This is a genomic window from Mesorhizobium sp. M7A.T.Ca.US.000.02.2.1 (genome assembly GCF_003996995.1).
In the GTDB taxonomy this organism is placed as follows: Bacteria; Pseudomonadota; Alphaproteobacteria; order Rhizobiales; family Rhizobiaceae; genus Mesorhizobium.
The window spans coordinates 1-7407 of the sequence record NZ_RZTT01000307.1; the positions used below are offsets into that span (position 1 = coordinate 1).

The window sequence follows — 7407 nt, forward strand, 5'->3', positions numbered from 1 at the left end:
AATATACAATCCATGATGTGAGCGGCGATAGGCTGCTCGCGTGGCGCGGAAGCCAAAAAAGTAAATAGATCTCCGTGCTGCAACGAATTATATTCGTGCTAGGGGACAATGATGAACAAAGTTATGGAAAGAAGGGCAAGGATCGGCGCGAAATATGCTTGTGCATTTGCCGCCGTTGCATTGATCTCGATACTCTCAGGTTGCCAGAGCAAGGACGCGACCAAGACCAGCTCGATCGGCACAAAGTCCGTGGTGCATACGCTCGGCAAGAAGGTGCACGACGTCAAGAAGAAGCGGCTGCATCTGTTCAACCGCAAGCCGCTCACGCAGACGACCATGGTGACGCGTACGAGGGAGGAGGCCTATGCGGCCTTCGTGCGGCCGCAGCGGGTCGGCAGACCGGCGCCGGTGAAGGTCTCCTACCGTCTGGGCAATGGCGGCCCGTTCCTGGGTCGTTCGCCTTGGATTTGTGGCCCGAGCGGTTTCGGCCAGCGCGCCAGCTGCCGTTCGCGCTACTAGACCATCAGACCTAAAAGTGGCGGCGCGATTTGAATGAAGGATCCGCCGCTCTTGTATTCGCCAGGGGGCGCGAGTCGAGGGCGAGAGGTTGGCGCAGACGTTGCGCTTTGCCTCTTGCCCTCAGGCCGCCATTCCTGGTGTTGACGAACCCTGCCAGTCCGCCGTCGGCCTGAAACCAAAATCCCTCCCAGCAAGCTATCGATGAAGCCACTGCCCCGGTCAACCCTGGGGACGGAGAGCCTCGATGGCGTCCCGATCACCTCATGATGGCCGGCGCGGGCGGAGCCAGCCGTCATTGTCACTGGGCGCCGGCTGTGGCCGCGCGACATAGGCCGATGCTCCATTCGCTTCGTGATAGACCCGTGCCAGCATTTCAGCCAGCACGCCCGACGTCACCATCTGCACCCCGGCGATGAGCAGGAAGAAGCCGGTGAACAGCATCGGTCGCGTTCCAATGTCTTCGGCGAAAAGCAGCTTCAGGCAAAGCAGGTAGGCAAGGATCAGCGAACCCAGCGCGCCAAGCACGATGCCGATGCCGCCGAAGAAGTGCCCAGGCCGTGTGCGATAGCGCATGAAGAAGTACATGAACACCAGATCGAGCACGACCCTGAAGGTGCGCGAAATGCCATACTTGGATTGGCCATGGATGCGGGCGTGATGCGTCACCACTTCCTGCGCGATGCGTCTGGGGGTCGTCACCGTGGCCAGCCATGCAGGGATGAAGCGGTGCATCTCGCCATAGAGCTTGACGCTGCGGATGACGTTGCCGCGATAGACCTTGAGGCTGCAGCCATAGTCCTTGAGGCGCACCCCGGTGACGCGCGCGATCAGCGCGTTGGCGATGCGCGAGGGCAGCCTGCGCATGAAAAAACCTTCCTGGCGATCCTTGCGCCAGCCCACCACCAGGTCGAGATCCTCGCTCAACAGGCGGTAGACCATACGCGGAATGTCGTAGGGATCATTTTGCAGGTCGCCGTCGATCGTGGCGATGACGTCGCCGCGCGCTGCGTCGATACCGGCCTGCATCGCGGCGGTTTGCTTGTAGTTGCGCACCAGCTCGACCGCATGCACATGCGGGCCGTAATGCGCCGCCAGGCGCCTGATCTCGCTCACCGTCGCGTCTGTGCTGCCGTCATCGACCAGCACGACCTCCCACGGCTGGCCGTAGCGTTCCATCGCCTGGTGAATCCGCACCAGCAGCGGTTCGACGTTCTCGGCCTCGTTGTACATGGGCACGACGATGGACAGTGTATGGTCCGGCATCACCGCGCCGTCAGGCAGTCCCGAAGCAGGGATGGGCAATACGCTCATAGGGATGGCTTCCTTGCAGGGCCGACGGCCGGGTTCCCCGGCAGTGTCGATTTCGAGGGAAACAGCCAGGCGATCGCACCCGTGGCGATTGCCGAGCAGAAGATGAACAGATGCAATGCCAGCGCTGCCTGAAGGCCGCTCTTCATGGCAACGCCGGAGGTGAGCAGCGCCGCCGCTGCACCCGCTTCGTAGGTGCCGAAGCCGGCGACGCCTTGCACCGGTAGTATGGCGGCGCCTTCGGCCCCGACGACGCCTGGAAAGGCGGTCGAAAAGGATGTCCCCAGTAGCATTGCCAGCAACCATCCCTGCACAGTGAGCTTCAGCGACCAATTGGCGATCGTCCACCACCAGCCATAACGCGATCGGCCGGTCGCCTCGGTGAAGACATCGCGCAGCCTGCCGAGTTTCGCCACGATCTTGCCGCGGCCTGCCCAGTCATGCGGCGCACGCGCCCAGCGCGGCAGACACCAGGCGGCAGCGATTACCGCGGCCACGCCCGCGATTCTTATCGCCGGGTGCAGGCCCGGCCACACAGCCAGGGCCAGCACGCCGACGACGAAGGCGTCCTGCAGCCTGAACCACAGCAGCGAGGCGCTGGCACGCATGATCGGTATGCCGAAGACCTGGCGCAGGAGCAGGGGAAATGCCGTCTCGCCGCCGCGGAAGGGCACGACGTTGATCATCGCATTGTGGATCAGAATGACGCGCAGGCAGGCGCCGAAACGGCCATGCACCTCCTCGCGGAACTCGTCGCAGACGCGCAGCGCGCGCAGCACGTAGGTGACGAACAACGCAAGCGCCACGGCCGCGAAAGCGCCGGGCGTGATGCTCGCGAAAGCATCGCCCACCATCTTCCAGCGCGAGTCGCTGGCGACCCACGCTAGTAGGGCCAGGGTCACGATTATTGAGATTGCTCTTTTCAACCAATTCTCCGCCGGTTTCCACCGCCGAGTTCAAATGGCAGCACCGCGTGGTGCCGAGTATCCCTACCGCCATCCGGGATCGGTTCGCCTGGCCCACCGCCTTGCCGACTTTCGGTAGGAGAACGCGGCCGCCGAACCGTCGGGACCATATCCTGTCCAAGGCCCACAGCCCCAGACTGTCGCGGTTCTATGGACGGCTGATCCTATAGACCAGCAAATCGTCCGAATCCACAAGCTTGGTTGCGGTCTTGTCGAGATAGTCGATGACCCCGTCATGATGCTCGAGGAACAGCCGGTCCTGCTTGTCGGCGGCGTTCTTGGCCGTGCCGAACAGGTCCGCGCCTTGCGCGCGCAACTCCTCGAGCTGCGCGATCGCGGTGGCATCGTCCGCTACGAATTTCGACCATTCGACATCGCCGCCGCCAGGCGGGAACACCCAGCCACGCGCTCTGCTGTAGTAGACGGCGACGGGATCGCCGACCTCGGGCGCAATGGCGACGACGAGGTCGCCCGGCTGCGCCAACCGCGCCAGCTCGTCGCCAAGCAGCTTGCCATTCATGGCGATCGGCGTCTTCATTGTCCTGACAAGGGGAAAAGTCGACCAGACCAGCGTGACGGCCGCGATGCAGATCGCGCGCAGCACGACCGCCGGGGACAGAACGGGTCCCGATGCAAGCGTTGCCAGGAGAAACGCGCCCCGGCCGCAGAACATCGCGAATGGCACATGGAAGATGTGGTAGTTCCAGGGATTGCTGGTGATCTCGCGCGCTGCCGCCAGATAGATGATGATGGCGGCAGCCAGCCAAACATAAGGGATGGCCGAAAGAGTGCGTTGCTTGGGGTCTTCGACGGGTCTGGGCGGCAGCCAGAAGCCGATCGCGATCAGCGCCATGAACGGATAGCCGTAGAACCACCAGACCGAGGTGTTCCATACGGATTTGAAGTAGAAGCTGTTCCTGAAGAATGTCCAGAAACCGGAATCCCAGATATAGCCGCTGCCCGCGACATGAAACGGCGGATAGCTGCGGCCGAGATAAATGGCCCAGCTGAAATAGGCGCCGATGATGGCCAAGCTCAAAAGCCCCAACAGGAAGGCCTTGGCCGCCTGCTTTCGCTTCTTCTCAAGAACCCAGGAAACCATGAGGTAGAAGATGACGGCGCCGGCGGCGAGGCCCGGCGGCTTTGCCAGCACGCCGAGCGAGAAGCTCGCCGTGGCAAGCGGCAGGAGCCAGCCGCTGCCGCCGGCCCAGTATTTCGCGAACAGCCAGAAGCCGAGCGTCACCAGGGCCAGCATCGCGGGATCGGGAAGAAACGAGCTGTCGACCATGATCGCCGCCGGCATCAGCGCGTAGGCAAGTGCTGCGGCGTGAGCGTGGGTCTCGTCCCAGCATAGCGCCGTTAGCCTGTGCAGCGAAAACACCGTCACCAGACCGAAGAAGGCCGCTACCATGCGGCCGAACCAGTCGTGCCAGCCGAAGAGTTGATAGAGCAGGGCGGTCAGATAGCTGACGATCTGGAACTCGCGGCCCTGATAACTTGGCCCGGGTCCGGTCCAGCTGACCTCCGGAAAGAAGATGTTCCAGCTGCGCTGCTGGAAATTGTCGGCCATCATTGCCGTGCTTACCTCGCGCCAACTGAAGGCATCGACGAGTGGCAAGGTGATGTTGTGGAACCTGAACACGACCGCAATGAACAGGATGCCCAGCAATATCGCCATGTTGGGGCTCAGGGTGCTGCGAGCAGCCATCTCCCGGTCGCTTGACTGCAGGTATTGCTGACCTTCGGCCTGATTCAACTCCGGGTCGTCCGTCATTTGAAACCGCGTCCTCCCTGACGTCTGCGGATGTTGCTTTTGAGCGCGATTGTCGGAGGTGGAGGAATATACGACGCAATTCTTAATTTTGACGATTGCGGCTGCGTGTGTTTCGAATAGTTGTTGTTTATCCGCTTGGCGAAGGTTGACATCACCGTTCTCGCGACTGTTAAATAGTTTCCTAGGCTGTCAGAGCGCTGATAGTGCTTCCTTGGGCCAAACAGGCATGCGCACGCCAATTGTACCGACAGCTCTGACCAGATTGCCGCCGCTTTGCGTCGACCGCCGGCAGCACAGACCCCGTCGGTTCGCAAGTTGCACGCAGCTTATGTTTCTCCTGGCCCTCTGCGGCCAGACGGCGCTTTCGGGAACAGCGCATGCGGCTGCCGCCAAAGACAGCGGACCTGCGCAAGCGGTTGTCGCCACCGTTCCGACTGCCTACGAGCTGTCGCTTCTTTACGCCGATCGCACATGGGTGTGGAAAAACGGAGCAGCCTATTTCGCACAGGGCAATCGACGCCTCGAGGCCTGGACGTCCGGGCCGGACATGGCATCTTTCGCGGCGGGCAGATGGCTGGTCACCAGCAACGGTAAGATGTGCATGGAACTCGCCTGGCGGTCGAAGGGCTACACCGGCAAGCAAAAACGCACCTGCTACAGCCACCGGATTCAGGGCGGGAACATCGAGAAACGCGAGGATCCGGATGGGGAATGGTACAGTTTCAAGCGATCTCCCGAGGATACTTCCGACGAATACCGGAAATTCGAAGTGGGCAACCCGAAGGGCGCGCAGTTCGAAGAGACCCGCAAGCTGGTCGATTCCAAAAATTAGGTACGCAGCCGACCCATCCTGACGAGTTGAACAAAATCACTCAATCCCGCTTTCGAGAGCGGACTGCAATTGCAAGGCACCTGTCAGGGATCTGGCGAATCGCTTATGGTAGGATACCAAGCAGTTCGGCTGGAGCCGTCGGTGCGCCGATCGCTGGTTGATGGCATTCAACTTTATCTGACAGAACGACGAGACAATGGGCCCTACCATACGGTTTTGATGAAATTTAATAATTAGTGATGTCTAATATTGACGTGTGATGTGCGAGTGGTCACTCATGCGGCGTGAGAGCGGCGAAGCATAGTATGTCGCGATGCGCCCTTGGCTTATACTTGATAGCAAGGGACACATGATGAACAGTTCAGCGATGGGTGCAGTCAACCCAAGCAAAAATATCGTGTCTATTAAAAATATCGTGGCTATCGTTGCGGCCGCGGCGATGATCTCTGTGGCGGCAGGCTGTCAGAGTATGGATGCGACCGAAACCAATTCGGTCCTCGTCAAGCCTGTGGTCCACGCCATCCGCAGCCAGCCCGCGGTCCAGCCCGTGCAGGCCGGATTTCTCGTGCGCTCGCTCCGGGCCGACCTTCCGATCCAGATGACAAGCACAATAGGAACCGAAAGTGCCTACGCCTTTGCACCACCGCAACGGGTCAGAGCCAGCACGCCGGCGCCGGTGGAAATCTCGTTCAATCCTGGCGATGGCGGCACGTTCTCGGGCGGCTCGCCTTATATCTGCAGCCCTAGCGGGTTTGGCCAGCGCGCGAGCTGTCGCCCCCGCTATCTCTGACCCGTCGAGCGGCGACCGACGTTGCCGCCCTGGCTGGCGGCAGTTTCATTGGCCTGGTCTTCAGTCCGAAAAAAGGAGCGGCTGTCCTGACAATCGTATCGATGTCTGAAAGTTCCGGCACAAAGCCAAGATGTTCGCGTGCGCTTCCCGGATCGGCGTAAAGCTCCGCCGGATCTCCGGGGCGCCGGCTTCTGAACACTGCCGGGACCGGTCTTGACGTCATTCGGCCGACCGCCTTGACGATTTCCTTGATGGAGACGCCCCGCCCGGTGCCGAGATTGACCGCCAGGCTTCGCCCGCCACCCTCGAGATGCATGAGCGCTTTCAGGTGGGCGCGGGCCAGATCGGTGACGTGGATATAATCCCTTACGCAGGTGCCGTCCGACGTGTCGTAGTCGGTGCCGAAAACCTCGATCGCGTCGATGATGCCCGATGCGGCCATGAGCACTCTGGGAACCAGGTGGGTTTCCGGCGAATGCCACTCACCAAGCTCGCCGTCGGGATCGGCGCCACAAGCGTTGAAGTAGCGCAGGATAGCAAATTTCATCCCATACGCGGATGCATAGTCGCCGATGATCTGTTCGCCCATCAGCTTGGAGCGCCCGTAAGGGCTGATCGGATTTTGCGAGGAGGTCTCGCGAATGGGCAATGCTTCCGGCACGCCGTACGTCGCACAGCTGCTGGAGAAGATGATGTTTTCGACCGAACAAGCGCGTGCGGCATCGAGCACCGCGATGGTGCCTGTCACATTGGTTGAATAATATTCGGCCGGCTCGCGAACGGACTCTCCGACATAGGCCAGCGCCGCAAAATGGATCACAGCCGTCGGCCGGTGCGTTTCCATCGCCCGCTTCAATGCATCCCGATCCCGGATATCGCCGACGACAAGCGGACCCCAGGCGACGGACCTCTCGTTGCCGCGGCTCAGATTGTCGAAAACCACCGGGATGTAGCCGGCGGAGGCCAACTGCTTGCAGGTGTGGCTGCCGATGAAGCCGGCTCCACCCGTCACCAGGACTGCCGGCCGGCTCATGAGGCGGCAGCTCCTCTGGCAATGCGGTTTCCGTAGAGCAGGGTGTCAAAATACTCGACGGTACGCGCGAGTCCCTGGCTCAAGCTGATTTTCGGCTCCCAGCCGAGATTGGCCTTGGCAAAAGAGATGTCCGGCTTGCGCTGCCTGGGATCGTCGACGGGCAGCGGCCGATGCACGATCTTCGAT

Annotated in this window: 7 protein-coding genes and 1 pseudogene; 3 read left to right on the forward strand and 5 right to left on the reverse strand. The window is 61.2% G+C overall.

Annotated elements, in window-relative coordinates:
• The first annotated feature begins 108 nt into the window (after positions 1-108).
• The gene (locus EOD15_RS24345) at positions 109-519 is read left to right on the forward strand and encodes a hypothetical protein (RefSeq protein ID WP_164761656.1); all 411 of its coding nucleotides are present in this window, start codon (positions 109-111) and stop codon (positions 517-519) included.
• A 261-nt stretch (positions 520-780) separates the two neighbouring features.
• Here the strand turns inward: EOD15_RS24345 and EOD15_RS24350 are convergent, their stop codons facing one another.
• From EOD15_RS24350 to EOD15_RS24360, 3 genes are all read right to left on the reverse strand, one after another.
• Complete coding sequence (locus tag EOD15_RS24350) at positions 781-1782, reverse strand: glycosyltransferase family 2 protein (protein WP_245463755.1); 1002 nt, start codon at positions 1780-1782, stop codon at positions 781-783.
• Positions 1783-1826: 44 nt separating this feature from the next.
• Positions 1827-2753 (reverse strand): lysylphosphatidylglycerol synthase domain-containing protein, encoded by a 927-nt coding sequence (locus tag EOD15_RS24355; protein WP_127319813.1) that lies wholly within the window; start codon positions 2751-2753, stop codon positions 1827-1829.
• Positions 2754-2940: 187 nt separating this feature from the next.
• Positions 2941-4566 carry a glycosyltransferase family 39 protein gene (locus EOD15_RS24360; protein WP_127319815.1) on the reverse strand — a complete coding sequence of 542 codons (1626 nt, stop codon included), beginning with the start codon at positions 4564-4566 and terminating at the stop codon, positions 2941-2943.
• Positions 4567-4777: 211 nt separating this feature from the next.
• Between EOD15_RS24360 and EOD15_RS24365 the strand changes: the two genes are divergently transcribed.
• Positions 4778-5398, forward strand: a complete 621-nt coding sequence (locus EOD15_RS24365) for a DUF995 domain-containing protein (protein WP_245463754.1) — start codon at positions 4778-4780, stop codon at positions 5396-5398.
• A gap of 352 nt (positions 5399-5750) precedes the next feature.
• Positions 5751-6188 carry a hypothetical protein gene (locus EOD15_RS24370; RefSeq protein WP_348629434.1) on the forward strand — a complete coding sequence of 146 codons (438 nt, stop codon included), beginning with the start codon at positions 5751-5753 and terminating at the stop codon, positions 6186-6188.
• On the opposite strand, the gene galE is transcribed toward EOD15_RS24370, so the two are convergent.
• Both galE and EOD15_RS24380 read right to left on the reverse strand, forming a co-directional pair.
• Entirely contained in the window at positions 6142-7221 is a 1080-nt protein-coding gene (galE, locus tag EOD15_RS24375; RefSeq protein WP_127408905.1) for a UDP-glucose 4-epimerase GalE, read from the reverse strand. The genes EOD15_RS24370 and galE overlap by 47 nt on opposite strands.
• Positions 7218-7407 (reverse strand): annotated as a pseudogene (locus EOD15_RS24380) (SDR family NAD-dependent epimerase/dehydratase); the annotation flags it as partial. The gene galE and the pseudogene EOD15_RS24380, both read right to left, overlap by 4 nt.

Coding starts and splice junctions, on each gene's coding strand:
- EOD15_RS24345 (WP_164761656.1), top strand. CDS start 109: ATGATGAACAAAGTTATGGAAAGAAGGGCAAGGATCGGCGCGAAATAT.
- EOD15_RS24350 (WP_245463755.1), bottom strand. CDS start 1,782: ATGCCGGACCATACACTGTCCATCGTCGTGCCCATGTACAACGAGGCC.
- EOD15_RS24360 (WP_127319815.1), bottom strand. CDS start 4,566: ATGACGGACGACCCGGAGTTGAATCAGGCCGAAGGTCAGCAATACCTG.
- EOD15_RS24370 (WP_348629434.1), top strand. CDS start 5,751: ATGAACAGTTCAGCGATGGGTGCAGTCAACCCAAGCAAAAATATCGTG.
- galE (WP_127408905.1), bottom strand. CDS start 7,221: ATGAGCCGGCCGGCAGTCCTGGTGACGGGTGGAGCCGGCTTCATCGGC.